The 13,628-nt window shown below is 60.6% G+C and carries 15 protein-coding genes; 4 read left to right on the top strand and 11 right to left on the bottom strand.

Annotated elements, in window-relative coordinates; genetic code table 11:
* The first annotated feature begins 59 nt into the window (after window positions 1-59).
* Window positions 60-698, top strand: coding sequence for a TetR/AcrR family transcriptional regulator (locus IF654_RS17530; RefSeq protein ID WP_047281116.1), 639 nt, complete (start codon window positions 60-62; stop codon window positions 696-698).
* A gap of 39 nt (window positions 699-737) precedes the next feature.
* On the opposite strand, the gene IF654_RS17535 is transcribed toward IF654_RS17530, so the two are convergent.
* Complete coding sequence (locus IF654_RS17535) at window positions 738-1,520, bottom strand: class I SAM-dependent methyltransferase (protein WP_047281117.1); 783 nt, start codon at window positions 1,518-1,520, stop codon at window positions 738-740.
* A 93-nt stretch (window positions 1,521-1,613) separates the two neighbouring features.
* Here IF654_RS17535 and IF654_RS17540 point away from each other — a divergent pair, with 93 nt between their 5' ends.
* A complete protein-coding gene (locus tag IF654_RS17540) occupies window positions 1,614-2,234 on the top strand; it encodes a hypothetical protein (RefSeq protein ID WP_047277250.1) in 621 nt (206 codons plus the stop codon).
* On the opposite strand, the gene IF654_RS17545 is transcribed toward IF654_RS17540, so the two are convergent.
* From IF654_RS17545 to ppc, 5 genes are all read right to left on the bottom strand, one after another.
* The gene (locus IF654_RS17545) at window positions 2,231-3,100 is read right to left on the bottom strand and encodes a DUF72 domain-containing protein (RefSeq protein WP_047281118.1); all 870 of its coding nucleotides are present in this window, start codon (window positions 3,098-3,100) and stop codon (window positions 2,231-2,233) included. The two genes, IF654_RS17540 and IF654_RS17545, sit on opposite strands and share 4 nt — an antisense overlap.
* 3 nt (window positions 3,101-3,103) lie before the next feature.
* Window positions 3,104-3,400: a hypothetical protein gene (locus IF654_RS17550; RefSeq protein WP_047277254.1), complete on the bottom strand. Its 297-nt coding sequence runs from the start codon at window positions 3,398-3,400 to the stop codon at window positions 3,104-3,106.
* 211 nt (window positions 3,401-3,611) lie between these two features.
* Window positions 3,612-4,289: a tRNA (adenosine(37)-N6)-threonylcarbamoyltransferase complex dimerization subunit type 1 TsaB gene (gene tsaB, locus IF654_RS17555; protein ID WP_047281119.1), complete on the bottom strand. Its 678-nt coding sequence runs from the start codon at window positions 4,287-4,289 to the stop codon at window positions 3,612-3,614.
* A gap of 92 nt (window positions 4,290-4,381) precedes the next feature.
* Complete coding sequence (adk, locus tag IF654_RS17560; protein WP_047277258.1) at window positions 4,382-5,029, bottom strand: adenylate kinase; 648 nt, start codon at window positions 5,027-5,029, stop codon at window positions 4,382-4,384.
* 287 nt (window positions 5,030-5,316) lie between these two features.
* Window positions 5,317-7,947, bottom strand: coding sequence for a phosphoenolpyruvate carboxylase (gene ppc / locus IF654_RS17565; RefSeq protein WP_047283003.1), 2,631 nt, complete (start codon window positions 7,945-7,947; stop codon window positions 5,317-5,319).
* A gap of 416 nt (window positions 7,948-8,363) precedes the next feature.
* Between ppc and IF654_RS17570 the strand changes: the two genes are divergently transcribed.
* The gene (locus IF654_RS17570; RefSeq protein ID WP_047277262.1) at window positions 8,364-8,777 is read left to right on the top strand and encodes a DUF4398 domain-containing protein; all 414 of its coding nucleotides are present in this window, start codon (window positions 8,364-8,366) and stop codon (window positions 8,775-8,777) included.
* A 63-nt stretch (window positions 8,778-8,840) separates the two neighbouring features.
* Window positions 8,841-9,620, top strand: a complete 780-nt coding sequence (locus tag IF654_RS17575; RefSeq protein WP_047281122.1) for a lipotoxin F family OmpA-related lipoprotein LptF — start codon at window positions 8,841-8,843, stop codon at window positions 9,618-9,620.
* Window positions 9,621-9,699: 79 nt separating this feature from the next.
* Here the strand turns inward: IF654_RS17575 and IF654_RS17580 are convergent, their stop codons facing one another.
* The 5 genes from IF654_RS17580 to IF654_RS17600 all read right to left on the bottom strand — a co-directional run bounded on the left by IF654_RS17580 (window position 9,700) and on the right by IF654_RS17600 (window position 13,600).
* A complete protein-coding gene (locus IF654_RS17580; RefSeq protein ID WP_047277265.1) occupies window positions 9,700-10,026 on the bottom strand; it encodes a hypothetical protein in 327 nt (108 codons plus the stop codon).
* Window positions 10,023-10,937, bottom strand: coding sequence for an alpha/beta hydrolase (locus IF654_RS17585; RefSeq protein WP_047281139.1), 915 nt, complete (start codon window positions 10,935-10,937; stop codon window positions 10,023-10,025). The genes IF654_RS17580 and IF654_RS17585 overlap by 4 nt, the downstream gene beginning before the upstream one ends.
* An 84-nt stretch (window positions 10,938-11,021) precedes the next feature.
* A complete protein-coding gene (locus IF654_RS17590; RefSeq protein ID WP_047281123.1) occupies window positions 11,022-12,299 on the bottom strand; it encodes a flavohemoglobin expression-modulating QEGLA motif protein in 1,278 nt (425 codons plus the stop codon).
* A gap of 23 nt (window positions 12,300-12,322) precedes the next feature.
* Complete coding sequence (locus IF654_RS17595; RefSeq protein WP_047277269.1) at window positions 12,323-12,871, bottom strand: hypothetical protein; 549 nt, start codon at window positions 12,869-12,871, stop codon at window positions 12,323-12,325.
* 12 nt (window positions 12,872-12,883) lie between these two features.
* The gene (locus IF654_RS17600; protein ID WP_047277271.1) at window positions 12,884-13,600 is read right to left on the bottom strand and encodes a TetR/AcrR family transcriptional regulator; all 717 of its coding nucleotides are present in this window, start codon (window positions 13,598-13,600) and stop codon (window positions 12,884-12,886) included.
* Between the last annotated feature and the right edge of the window lie 28 nt (window positions 13,601-13,628).

Below are 13,628 nucleotides of genomic sequence, written 5' to 3' on the forward strand. Positions count from 1 at the left end.
TATTTATACTGGCCGGCATGTTATTAATACCAAACTCACCAGTCCAGTAATAAACGGAAATGTCTGATCATCCTTTAATGCCCAATGCCGCCGGACGCCCCAAGGACATGGCCAAACGCCATGCGATCCTTGAGGCGGCCAAATGTCTTTTTTTGAGCAAAGGATTTGCCAGCACCAGCATGGACGCGGTCGCCAGCCACGCCGGCGTGTCAAAACTGACGGTCTACAGCCATTTCACCGACAAGGAAAACCTGTTCTCGGCCGCGATCAAGGCCACCTGCTCCGAACAACTGCCAGACCTGTTTTTTTCATTGCCTGAGGGTGTACCGGTCGAGCAGGTGCTGCTCAACATCGGCCGGGGATTTCATACCCTGATTAACAGCCAGGCCTCCCTGAACCTGCACCGTTTGATGATGACGCTGGGCAGTCAGGACCCAAAACTGTCGAACATTTTCTTTGAGGCCGGACCGCACCGTGTGGTGCGGGAGATGGAAGGCCTGCTGGAGCGCATCCAGCAACTGGGCGTGTTGCAGTTCAACCACCCCCATCAGGCGGCCGAGCACTTTTTTTGCCTGCTCAAGGGCGCGCCGAACTTTCGCGTGCTCTATGGCTGCGGCGACCCGTTGAGTCCAGAAGAAGCCGAAGCCCACGTGCAAGACGTGGTGGCGCTGTTTATGCGAGCTTACCGCCCGGATTGAGCGCCTCACGCACGCCTTCTCGCCAGCAGCGCTCTGGCTTCAGGGCTTCAGGGCTTTCTTTGGGTAAATATCGTAACGGCTCGACTTGCCGTCCAGCGCATGGCTCGGCTTGGGGCCTGCGATGCAGGGCGCCTTGCGCGGGCGCTTCACCACGACACGATGGGAGGCCAGTGCCAACGCGGCTTCCAGCAGGGCTGGCGCATCGTTGTCGTCACCCACCAATGGGCGAAACAGGCGCATTTCCTTCTTCACCAATGCCGTTTTCTCACGATGCGGAAACATGGGGTCCAGGTAAATCACCTGCGGCGGTTCGCCTTGCCAGTTGCGCATCACGTCAATGGAGTTGCCTTTGAGCAGCGTCATGCGCGACACAATCGGCGCCACCTCACGGTCATTCAGCCCGCGCGCCAGGCCATCTTCGAGCAAGGCACCAATCAAGGGCTGGCGCTCGATCAGGCTCATTTCGCAGCCAAGGCTGGCCAGGACAAACGCGTCCTTGCCCAACCCCGCCGTGGCGTCCAGCACCCGCGGCCGCACGCCCTGCTGGATGCCCACCGCCTTGGCGATCATTTGCCCGGTGCCGCCGCCAAACAAGCGTCGGTGCGCCGCGCCGCCTTCCACGAAATCAACCCGCACCGGGCCGGGTGCATCCGGCCCCAACTGCTGCAACTGCAAACCCTGGGCCGACACTTGCAGGGCGAACTCGGCCTGCTCCTGGCCCATCGGCAAGCCAAGGCGCCCGGCCCACTGCTCGGCCAAGGCTTGAGACCCCTCGTCCAGTGCCTCGACGATGATGCGACAGCCCGCTGTTTGCTCACTCATTTAAAAACACGCTCAAAAATTTAATGATCGGCAAACGCTGCCGATAAATGAAATATCCGGCATTTTGCCAGACCCGGGCGTCGACCGAGAGCTATGTCAGACATTCATTCCACATCGATAGGCTTTATCGCGCCCATTGGCGATTTTGGCCGTCACAATTCGCAAGTCACAGGCAGCGTCAATCACCTGTGGAAGGACTTCTACGCCCAGGCATTGGTCGAGCAGTCCGGCACTGACGAATGTGTAGCGCTCGACACCGAGCCGCTTGAGGTGGAGGAAGACGTCGAGCCGCGCGGTGGCAGCGATCTGCTAAGCAACATCGTGACGCAGCGCCATTGCGAGGTGAAAGACACCGAATTGCGTCCGCCTGAAGCGCTGTTCTTGCCGATCGCCGAATTCGAGCTGGATTTGCTGCCGCCCATTGCCAAGCCGTATCCACCGGATGAGCTGTTTGCCCAACAGCATCAACAAGACTTCGACAGCCACTGGGTGCGCCCGCTCGTGATGGCGGCCGGTCATCCATTGCCTGAACCGGGCCCGGCCCCCGCGCCGCGTCCGTTGCACCTGCCGATTGCCGAGTTCGAACTGGACTTGCTGGACAAGCCCGCCGAACCGTTCGATGCCATGACGCTGATCGAGCAACAGCGGGCCATGGACTTCGATCTGGCGTGGGCACGCCCGCTGATCGTCAACAACCTGCGCCTGGCGGCTTAAAGCAGCCCCAGCTGTTCGGTGGTTTGCGGGGTATACAGCGTGGGCAATGCCGGCAAGCCCGGTAACCGTTCGCTTAATTGCGCGTGAAAACGCCGCGCCAGTTCAGGCGCCAAGTGATTGTCCGGCGTATGAAGAAACACATAGGGCGTGCGCCCCTCCTCGATCCAGCCCGCCACCTTCTCAATCCACGGCACTAAAAACTCATCGTTGGCGTGCAGCTCAGGGCGACCAATAAAGCGCACCTGCGGGCATTGGGTAAACGCTGCCGGCCGGGGCGGCACGCGGGGCTTTTTCGATTGAGCGTCAAGCACCGCAGGGTCGGTGGAGGTGCAACTGAACAGCGCGCGTGAATCAAGACAGATGCGCTCCACGCCCCGGTCCATCAACACCCGATTGAGCACCCGCTCCGCGTCGCCCCGGTCAAAGAACGCCGGATGACGCACCTCCACGGCCAGTGGCCGCTCCAGCGCGTCTATAAAGCCCACCAGCTCGGCGAGCCGCTCAGGGCCGAAGCTCGCAGGCAATTGCAGCCACAAAGGGGCGACACGCGCTCCCAGGGGCCGCATGAGCTGCAAGAAGGCGTCGACGGCAGGTTGTTGGGTGCGCAAATCACCGCCGTGGCTGATCTCACGTGGCAACTTGGCGGTAAAGCGGAAGTGTTCGGGCAGGCTCTGCGCCCAGCGCTCGACAGTGCTCGGTTTGGGGTTGGCGTAGAACGTGGTATTGCCTTCGACCGCATTGAACACGTGGGCGTACAGGCTGAGAAATTGCGAGGACCGGGCATTCTGCGGGTACAGGCCTTCGCGCCAGGAGTGATCACTCCAGGACGGGCAACCGAGGTAATACGGAAGTAAAGGGTGGGTCATGGCTCAAATGTACAGGTCCAGACCCAACACTTCGGTGTCCCACTCAACAAAACCGGCGGTGGTCAGGTAACTGGTCAGGGCGCTGGCGACTTTTCTGTTCATCACCCGCTGAAAAATCATGTCTTGCTGACGCGCAGGCACTTGGCTGACACGTTCGCCCGAGGACGAGGCACGGGAAGGTTGCGGCGCGTTTTCAAAGACGATTTCACTGTCTTCCACCGACTCGTCAACCAGCGCATTGCCTTTACGCGGCTTGCGCTTGATCGGGTAGGACTGTGAGGAAAAGCCGTCTATACGCATGGCTGCAAGCTCGGTAGCAATGATGGCAATTTAGCGGCACCGGCCGAACTAAGCAATTGCCCAAGTGAACACTAGACTGCAAAACCCTGAAAAGGTTTAAAGCCTGCTGTCAATCAGTGTAGATGCTGGCGGGGCGGGCATAGGCTGCGCGCCTATCGAGGTGGCCGGGCGGGTGCTGTACACCCGCTCGCACTGCAAAGGAGCGAACCGTTCAGGGGCGGGCTTTGGGGGTCGCGACTTTGTCGCGCAGGTACACCGGCTGCGCCTCGTCGGCAACGATAGCTTCGCCACGGTCCCAGGCAAAACGGGCCAGGGTCAGCAGGTCTTGCGCGTGTGGCAACATGCCAGCCTCGAGGGCGTACGGCGTGGGGTTCAGGCGCTCGGCATAGCCCCAGCCGGTGCCCGCGCCAAACCAGTCACCGCTGGCGTCTTCAGGCAGTTGCGCGGCTTCAGGCGCCAGTACCGCTTCAGCCCCCACCAGGCGCATCTCACCCGCGTCTTCGCGGTAGCAGCCCCAATACACCTCGTCCATGCGCGCATCGATCGCGGCCGCGACCTGAGTAGCGCCATGCTCACGGTGGGCACGCTGTGCCAGCACCGCGAGGTTGGAAATCGGCAACACCGGGCGTTCCAGTGCGAAGGCCAGCCCCTGGACCACACCAATGGCAATCCGCACACCGGTGAACGCACCCGGCCCGCGACCGAACGCAATGGCGTCGACCGCCGACAGTTCAACCCCCGCATCAGCCAGTAAAGTCTGGATCATCGGCAACAGCTTTTGCGCATGCAGGCGCGGGATCACCTCGTAGTGGCTCGTGACCTTGCCATCGTGCAGCAAGGCAACAGAGCAAGCTTCAGTCGCGGTATCCAGGGCCAGCAAGGTGCTCATCGGTGTTCCCGTCAGAATCAGAATTAAAAAAGTGCAGCAGTATAAACAACAACAGCCCGCAAGCGGGCTGTTGTATCAGAGCAAATCGACGATCAGCTCAGTGCTGCAAGCACCTTGGCGGTGATGGCTTCAACCGAACCCACACCTTCAACGTGGCTGTACTTCGGCTTGCCGTTGGCAGCGGACAGCTTCTGATAGAACTCCACCAGCGGCTTGGTCTGCGAGTGGTAGACCGACAGGCGATGACGCACGGTTTCTTCGGTGTCGTCTTTACGCTGAACCAGGTCTTCACCGGTCACGTCGTCTTTACCTTCCACTTTTGGCGGGTTGTAGACGATGTGGTACACACGGCCCGACGCTTCGTGAACACGGCGGCCCGCAATGCGCTGAACGATTTCTTCGTCTTCTACGGCGATTTCCAGCACGTGGTCCAGTTCAACACCGGCTTTGACCAGGGCTTCAGCTTGCGGAATGGTGCGCGGGAAGCCGTCGAACAGGAAGCCGTTTTTGCAGTCTTGCTGGCTGATACGCTCTTTGACCAGGTTGATGATCAGGTCGTCGGAGACCAGGCCGCCGCTGTCCATGACGCTCTTGGCGATCAGGCCCAGCTCGGTTCCGGCCTTCACAGCTGCGCGCAACATGTCGCCTGTGGAGATTTGCGGGATGCCAAATTTTTCAGTGATGAACTTTGCCTGAGTACCTTTACCGGCCCCGGGAGCTCCCAGCAGAATGACGCGCATCGATGTGCTCCTCAAATTTTTTATTTAAATGACAACAGACTCGCCTCTTTGGGCCAATCTCAGAATCGGGTGATGGCCATCAAAATGGCCAAGGGCTGACCAAGATACACAGCAGGCCCGGCCCACACAAGACAGCAAAAGTAGGAATAATCAGAGCCTCATACGCCCTTGCGACGGGGTGTCACAGGTCGCAACCTCACAATAAAGTGTCGCGCCCCGGAGGCCATTGCAGAAGATCGGTCCTCTGCCGCACACACCGGGGCACGCTAACTGAACCGGCTTTTTTCCTAGCCGGTGTTACGCAAGCCCGCCGCAATTCCGGCCACAGTGACCAACAATGCTTGTTCCAGAGGGCTGTCTTGCATGGCCTCCTGGCGTCGCGAACGCGCCAGCAATTCGGCCTGCAACAGGTGCAGCGGGTCGAGGTAGGTGTTACGCAAGCGTATGAATTCCAAGGTTTCAGGGCTGTGCGCCATGAGTTGCGACTGCCCGGTCAAACCCAATACCACCTCACACGCCTGCGACAATAAGTCGCGCAAGTGCGCACCCAACGGCAGCAGCTCAGGCGCCACCAGACGCTCGTCATACAGCCGCGCAATGTCGGCGTCGGCCTTGGCCAGCACCATTTCGAGCATGTCAATGCGGGTGCGGAAGAACGGCCACTGCTCGCGCATCTGCGCCAACTGCTCGCCTTCACCGCGCGCCAGCGCATGGTTGAGTGCGGTTTCCCAGCCCAGCCAGGCGGGCAGCATCAGGCGCGTTTGTGTCCAGCCGAAAATCCACGGGATGGCCCGCAGGCTTTCAATGCCGCCCGCACGCCGCTTGGCGGGCCGACTGCCCAACGGCAAACGCCCCAGTTCCTGTTCCGGGGTGGACTGGCGAAAATATTCAACGAACTGCGGGTTGTCGCGCACCACCGCGCGATAAGCCTTCACCCCGTCGGCGGCCAGTTCATCCATCAGCACACGCCAGCCCGGTTCAGGCAACGGTGGCGGCAGCAAAGTGGCTTCCAGCACGGCGGCCAGGTACAGGTTGAGGTTTTGCTCGGCAATGTCGGGCAGGCCAAATTTGAAGCGGATCATCTCGCCCTGCTCCGTGGTGCGGAAGCGACCCGCCACCGAGCCCGGCGGCTGCGACAGAATCGCCGCGTGGGCCGGGCCGCCGCCACGCCCCACCGTGCCGCCACGGCCATGGAACAGCAGCAATTCGACCTGTTGCTCGCGGCAAATGTTGACCAGTGTTTCTTGTGCCCGGTACTGCGCCCAGGCCGCTGCCGTGGTGCCCGCGTCCTTGGCCGAGTCGGAATAACCGATCATCACTTCCTGCGGGCCGTGCAGCCGCGAACGGTAGCCGGGTAGCAGCAACAGCCGCTCTATGACGGGGCCGGCATTGTCCAGGTCCGCCAGGGTTTCGAACAACGGCACCACCCGCATCGGGCGCTCCAGACCCGCCTCTTTAAGGAGCAACTGCACCGCCAGCACGTCCGAGGCCGCACCGGCCATCGAGATCACATACGAGCCCAGCGAAGCCCCCGGCGCCGCGGCCACTTCCTTGCACGTGGCCAGCACTTCAGCGGTCTGCGCGCCCGGCTTGAAATAGCTGGGCAACAAGGGCCGACGGTTGGCCAGTTCACGAATCAGGAACGTCAGGCGCGTGTCTTCATCCCAGTCTTCGTACCGCCCAAGCCCCAGATAATCGGTGATTTCAGTCATCGCTGACGCATGCAGGGCCGCATCCTGTCGCACGTCAAGGCGCACCAGAAACAACCCGAACGTCACGGCGCGGCGCAGGAAATCCAGTAACGGACCGTCTGCGATCACGCCCATGCCGCACGCGTGCAGCGACTGATAACACAGCTGCAACGGGGCCAGCAGATCGTGGTTGTCCTGGAGCACGCCCTCAGGCGCCGGTGGGTTGGCGGCCAACGACCCGTGGGCCCAATGACGGGTGATGCGCAGGCGATCGCGCAGTTGTTTGAGCACGGCGCGATAGGGCTCGGCGCTGTCCCCCGCTGCGGCCAGCAAGGCGGGTGTGGCCTGTTGCATCGACAAGTCGGCGGCCAGTTTATCGAGGTCACGCAAGTACAGATCAGCGGCCATCCAGCGCGCCAGCAGTAATACTTCGCGGGTCACACTGGCCGTGACATTCGGGTTGCCATCACGGTCCCCGCCCATCCACGAGGCAAAACGGATCGGCGCGGCCTCCAGCGGCAGATGCTGGCCAGTGGCCGCGTGCAAGGCTTCGTCGGCCTTGCGCATCATGTTCGGCACGGCGTGCCACAGCGAATGCTCGATGACCGCAAACCCCCACTTGGCTTCATCCACCGGCGTGGGGCGCGTGCGGCGGATTTCTTCGGTGTGCCACGCTTCGGCAATCAGTCGTTGCAGGCGCTGCTCGATGTGGGATTTTTCACTGAGGGTGAGGTCGCGATGATCTTGCGCGGCGAGTTGCGCAGCGATCGCATCGTATTTTTGAATCAGCGTGCGGCGCGTCACTTCAGTCGGGTGCGCCGTGAGCACCAGTTCGATGTGCAGCGTGCTGACCTGCTGCGCCAGCGATTCAGGGCTGTGCCCTTCGGCCAGCAAGCGTTCGAGCAAGGTGGGCAAGACCAGGGCTTCAAAGGGTTCGGGCTGCCCCTCTTCGCGGCGATGAATGAGTTCGTACTGTTCAGCAATATTGGCCAGGTTCAAGAACTGGTTGAAGGCGCGGGCCACCGGCAGCACTTCATCGTCGCTCAAGTCCCCCAGAATCGTGCTCAACTCTTCGCCCGTGGTGCCACGGCGGTCGTCCTTGGCGCCCTGACGAATACGTTCGATCTTGGCGAGAAACGCTTCGCCGTACTGGTCACGGATCGTATTCCCCAACAGTTCACCCAACAGGTGAACGTCATCGCGCAAGCGTGCATCAATATCGGTCATCAGCAATTTCTCCAGCGGTATCCGGGGACAGCTCCTGCCCCAAGAGTGCGTCGCAAGCGTCATCCGTGGCAAGCCGCAAGCCGGATAAAAATAGTCGTAGGCTGACGCGTTTCAGCACCACTCCCGCGATGGCACTTTAATAGCTCCTTGGGCCGAGCAAACCCTTGCTCCCGCTCGCGCGCGCTCTAAATCGGGGCTCTGGCAAAGGTGCTGCCCCTCAGAAATAACTGACTGAGCAGTCACAAGTTTTTAGGCAATTTGCCACCTTTTTTTTTGAACTATTCAAAAATCGCTTCGGTCACACCCAGTAACCATCACTGCCGGGGCAGGGAAATCAACACTCCGGGTGACATCACAGGCAATCCTGTTTGACGCCACTGACGTGATGGAATTTGAAGTTTTTCAGGAGTTACCTAATGGAGTTGAAGACCATGATGACCCGCACTGTCAAAACCACCTCACCTCGCCTGCGCGGGCTAAAACTGGCTGCGCTGGCAATCGGTACCAGCTTCGTTCTGGCCGGTTGTGCAGGCAACCCACCGACGGAGCAGTACGCGGTGACTCAATCGGCGGTGAACAACGCCGTGAGCGCTGGCGGCACTGAATACGCCCCGGTTGAAATGAAGGCCGCGCAAGACAAGCTCAAGCAAGCCGAACTGGCCATGCACGACAAGAACTACAAGGACGCCAAGCGTCTGGCTGAACAAGCCGAGTGGGACGCTCGTGTAGCAGAGCGCAAAGCCCAGGCCGCCAAAGCCGAGAAGGCCGCTCAGGATGCTCAGAAAGCCGTTCAGCAACTGCGTCAGGAAGGCATGCGCCCGCTGCAGTAAGTCGCCTCTTTTGACTGCGGCTGACGACACAGCATTCCTCATCGATTGAAAGGACTAAATATTATGCGCAATACCGTACTGATCCCTGCCCTGTTGGCTCTAAGCGTTGGCCTGGCGGCGTGCTCGCACCAGCCAAACGTAAACCTGGAAAATGCCAAGACTAACTTCTCGGCACTGCAAACCAACCCTGAAGCGACCAAAGTCGCGGCGCTGGAAACCAAAGACGCCAGCGAGTGGCTGGATAAAGCCCAGAAGGCTTACCTGGACAAAGAAGACGAGTCCACGGTTGACCAACTGGCTTACCTGACCAACCAGCGCGTTGAAGTGGCCAAGCAAACCATCGCGTTGCGCACCGCTGAAAACCAGATCAAAAATGCTGGCTCCGACCGTGCCCAGGCACTGCTGGATGCCCGTGATGCACAAATCAAGCAACTGCGTGGCCTGAACGCCAAGCAAACCGAGCGCGGTACGCTGGTCACCTTTGGCGACGTGCTGTTTGATTTCGATCAGGCCAGCCTGAAAGCCAACAGCCGTGACAGCATCACCACGCTGGCCAACTACCTGATCAAAAACCCGGATCGCAAAGTGATCGTTGAAGGCTACACCGACAGCAAAGGGTCGGCGGCTTACAACCAGGGCCTGTCCGAGCGTCGCGCCAATGCGGTTAAAAACGCACTGGTACGTGCCGGTGTCGAGCCTTCGCGCATCGTCGCTCAGGGTTATGGCAAGGAATACCCGGTGGCCAGCAATGCCACCAACTCTGGCCGCGCCCAGAACCGTCGCGTTGAAGTGACCATCTCCAACGACAACCAGCCAGTCGCGCCGCGTTCGTCGATGCAGTAAGTCTGTACGCGTAAAAACAAAAGCCCCGCCTGAGCGATCAGGCGGGGCTTTTTGCTGCGCGTTCGGGAGCGTTGCGACGTTACTGTTGCAGTTTCGGGGTTTCCTGGCCCATGCAGTGAACGGCTTGCTTCTTGTTGTTCACCAGCACGCCGGTCAGGCCTTTTTGCTCGGTGTCGAACAGCACGATGATACCGTCCACGCACTGGGCGACCTGATTGGCCGGGGTCAGGGAAATTTTGTAGTCCTCGCCGGGGACGGTCTTGAGCATGGTGAAGTCGTTGAGCAGCAAGGCGTCTTGCGGCTTGGCGAAATGCAGGTAGCCGTAGTACCACAGGGCCCCGACGGTGCCGATGATGGTGCAAATACCGGTAATGATCAGCGGGATGGCGTTACGTTCTTCACTCATGGTTGGCTCTCTGGTTCAACGTTTTTCGAATTCGAGGGGGCGGGGTAGTTGGGGATTTCCCCCAGGCGCCTCACGCCCGTGAAATGTTGCGGGTCTTGCAGGTAGCGCAGCATGACCTCGCGCCAGGTCGGGTCGGCAAAGGTCTGCACATGCCCGCCACGGGTCAATTGCAACACCTTGGGCGGCGGCGCAGCTTGATACAGTCGGATGCCATTGGAAAGCGGCACGACCGGATCGTCCACGCTGTGGAAGATCAACAGCGGCACCGGCCCCATGTTCGCGATGGCATACAAGGCGCTGTCCGCGTCCGGCACCAGCCAGGACAGCGGCACTTGCAAAGGCCAGGTCAGCCAGGACGTGCTCAGGGCAAATTGACCCACCTCGCGGTAGCTGGCGGGCACCCCGTCGAGCACCATCGCCGTGATGCGCTGGCGTTGCTGCGGGTGCTCACTCAGGTAGTGAACCCCCATCGCGCCGCCCAGACTCTGCCCCAGCACAATCAGCGGCAGGCTTTTGACCGACGGCTCCTTTTGCAGCCAGTCGAACGCCGCGTCGATGTCCTGATACACCTCAGGCAACCGGGGCGCGCCTTGTGACAATCCGTAACCGCGGTAGTCGATCATCAGCACCTGATAGCCCTGCGCGGGCAGCCAGGCCGTGGCGCCCAAGTGGTAAGCGAGGTTGCCGCCGTTGCCGTGCAGGTGCAGCACCGTGCCCTTGAGCGGTACGCCCGGCGCAGCGGGCAGCCACCAGCCGTGCAGCCGTGTACCGTCAGCGGCGGTCAGCGTCACATCGCGATAGTCCAGACCCGCCGCCGTCGGTGTGATCGGCTGGCCGGGTTCCGGATAAAACAACAGGGAGCTGCATCCGCCGAGTGCCAGCAGCAGGCAGCATGCAGCCAGGGTTTTGATCAAACGAGCCACCATGTGTGAAAGGTTGCACCTCGCGGCGCAGTCGCGGTCGAGGCCCCAGCGGCCCTGAATCCGCTGACCGGGTTACAAGATGTTGGAGTAATCGGCTTCGATCCGGTCCAGGCTCAAGTGGTTGAGGAAGTTGGAGAAGCACATCCAGGCGGCCAGCGCATTCATGTCACGGAACTGCTCCGGCAGGTACTTGGGCGCGACCACCAGGCCTTCGTCGACCAGTTGGCGCAAGGTGCGCATGTCTTCCAGCGTGGTTTTGCCACAAAACAGCAGCGGCACTTGTTCCAGCTTGCCTTTACGTACGGCCAGCTGAATGTAGTTGTAAACCATGATGAAGCCCTTGAGGTAGGACAAGTCTTTGGTAAATGGCAGGCCATTGGGCACCGAGCCACGGAAAACCCGACTCGCATTGCCATAGCTTTCAGGCATTTCAAAGCCTTGCTCACGGAAGAACTCATACACCTGCATGAAGTCCGCGCCCTCCTCCACCATATGAATGGCGCGGGTACGATTGGTCAGTTTGCGCAGGCGGCTGGGGTAGGAAGCAAACGTGATGATCTCCATCAGGATGGCCAAGCCTTCCTGGGTGACCGTCGAGGATGGCGGGCCTTTGGCCAGAAACGTACAGATCGGCTGGTTCAGGCCGTTGAGCGTTGTGCCCACATGCACCAGCCCTTCGTGGACTTCAAGCGCACGCACGTCGCGCTGGTTGAACATCGCATCGGTGCGGATCTTGATGTAATCGGCACCCGCCGCCGCGTCCGCGACGATGCCGTCGGACTCAAACACCCGGATGGTTTCTTCGGCCTCGCCAAACACCTTGTTCAGCCGCGTTTGCAACAGATGAACGGCGTCTTTGGCGGTGAGGGTTTTCGCTTCGTCCTTGAGCGCGCCACGGTCGTCGATGTTGTCCAGGTAATCGGACATCATCAACCCCAGGTCGGCCAGCGTCGGGTCGCCCGCATGAAACGCATCGGACGCGGCGCCATACAGCTCTTGCGAGATCAGCCCGAAGTCTTCGGTGCCGCGCGCTTCGAGCATGCGCACCACCATGCGGTATTCCTTGCACATGCGGCGCATGATTTGCCCGACCGGGTTGAACTGGCCCAACTGGCGGGTGATGTCGCGCTCGATGTTCTGGAATTCGAGCTTCACGGCGCCCGAATCGAAGGACAACGGCCGCCCCAGGTAATAATCCCGATCCACCGCCGGCATTTGTTTACCCTTGGCCTTGAGAAAGCCCTGACGGATGCTGTCGTCCCACTTCACCGCATCCAGCACGCGGATCGGGGTCTGGGCCAGCACGATGCGGTCTGACAATGTGCGAATCGTGCGTTGGTAATCGTCCACCCGGTGCTCCTTGAAAAAGGCGGTTACTTGGCCGCGCGCTGATAGCGGGCGGTTTCGACAAAGACGTCGGAATTCGCCGGGTCATCCAGATAAGCAAAGACTGTAGACGATGGGCTGTCGATCTGAACGCCTGCGCCTTCGGCGGTTTCAACCGTGTCGCCGGCCAGCGCCGACTGACCGATGGCCTGACGGATTTGCTCAAGGTCCAGCTCGTAGATCACCAGCTCGCCGCCGTCGGTCAATTCAAACCCGTTCAGCGTGAAATTACCGCCCAGCCGAGCCGGTATGGCGGCCGAGGCGTACCAGCGGCTGCCGTGTTTGGCGACGATGAACCGATAACGTTGACGCGCCTTGGGTTCGCCTTTGGGGTACACCTCGGCCTGATAGTGGGTTTTATCGATGGCGCTGATGCTCAGGCGTCGCGCTTGCCCCCAGGCGTCCTTGCTGGTCCATTTGCCGAGCAAGGCCTGAGGCGCCGTTTGAGCCACCAGCGGCGCTTCCTTGAACGTGACCAGGCACCCGTTCAACAGTAAAAACGACACCGCCAACAGCATTACGCGCCAACCTTTCATGCCTGCATCCTTCTATAGAGCGGCCAACACCAAGTGCATGTAGCGCGTAAGGAGAGCGAGCCGTTGTGCATCGGCTGCTGGCTGCGCGCCATTAAGTAGGGCCTGATATTCCATCCGACCGATAATCGCCGTCAAGACATTGGCATCGTGCTGCGGCTGTTTGGAGCCCAGCACCTGGAAGATCTGACACGTACCCTGCAGAAAAATCTGCTCGTGGGCGCGCACCAGCACCGCCAGCCGCGGGTTAAGGAGCGCGGCCTGATGGAACGCCTGCTCGGCGCGCAACTGATCGCGACGGGTCACCAACTGGTGCTCCACGTAGTGGGCGGTCATGGCGGCAATCTCGTCAGCCAGTTGTGAACGTGACTGCGGGCTGCCGTCCCCGTACGCCACCAGCTCGCGCAGCTTGCCTTCCGTGCTTTGCCATAACTTGGCCATAAAGGCGGCACTGCGTTCGACGTACTGCGCAAAGGTGTCGTTGATCAGGTCATCGATGTCCTTGAAGTAATACGTGGTGGCCGAAAGCGGCACCCCGGCTTCGGCGGCGACTGCCCGATGCCGGACGCCGCGTACACCGTCGCGCACCACGATACGCATGGCCGCATCCAGAATCAGTTGCCGCCGCTGTTCACTGCCATGGCGACTGGCTTTGCGGCCCTGGTATTGAACACTCTCGGCCACCGCCGTGGCGACGTCGACGGCACCCGTTTGAGCCTTGGGCAGGTTCACGCATGTTTCCCTTTGTTGAGGACCTTAA

It is taken from the genome of Pseudomonas lundensis (assembly GCF_015377145.2).
Classification (GTDB): domain Bacteria; phylum Pseudomonadota; class Gammaproteobacteria; order Pseudomonadales; family Pseudomonadaceae; genus Aquipseudomonas; species Aquipseudomonas lundensis.